This window comes from Paenibacillus taichungensis, from assembly GCF_003287275.1.
Lineage (GTDB): Bacteria > Bacillota > Bacilli > Paenibacillales > Paenibacillaceae > Paenibacillus > Paenibacillus taichungensis_A.
Genome location: NZ_QEVW01000046.1, coordinates 1 through 336, shown reverse-complemented (window position 1 = coordinate 336; position 336 = coordinate 1). Strand labels below are relative to the sequence as shown.

Below are 336 nucleotides of genomic sequence, written 5' to 3'. Positions count from 1 at the left end.
CAACACAAGTGCATGGACAGCCATTTTGACGCAAAGCACATTGCCTACCTCTGTTACTGGGCTGACTATTAACACCGTAACGAATGCAGCAATAGCTTTGAAATGGAATGCAGTAACCGGGGCAACGGGATATGACCTGGAGATTGATGGCACCGTAGTATCCACTACCGCCACAGCCTACAATAAGAGTGGTCTTGTAGCCAACACAGATCACACCTTCCGCATCCGTTCCAAGAATGCCGCGGGCGTAGGAACATGGAGTGATTTGATCAGCGGAACTACACAATTGAATACACCTGTTTTGAAAGCCACATCGGAAGAAATGGCTATTAATCT

At 47.3% G+C, this 336-nt stretch carries 1 protein-coding gene; it reads left to right on the top strand.

Annotated features, from left to right (window positions below; translation table 11 throughout):
• Positions 1-336 (top strand): fibronectin type III domain-containing protein (locus DC345_RS31940; protein ID WP_181586806.1); only part of this gene is annotated, 336 nt, incomplete at both ends.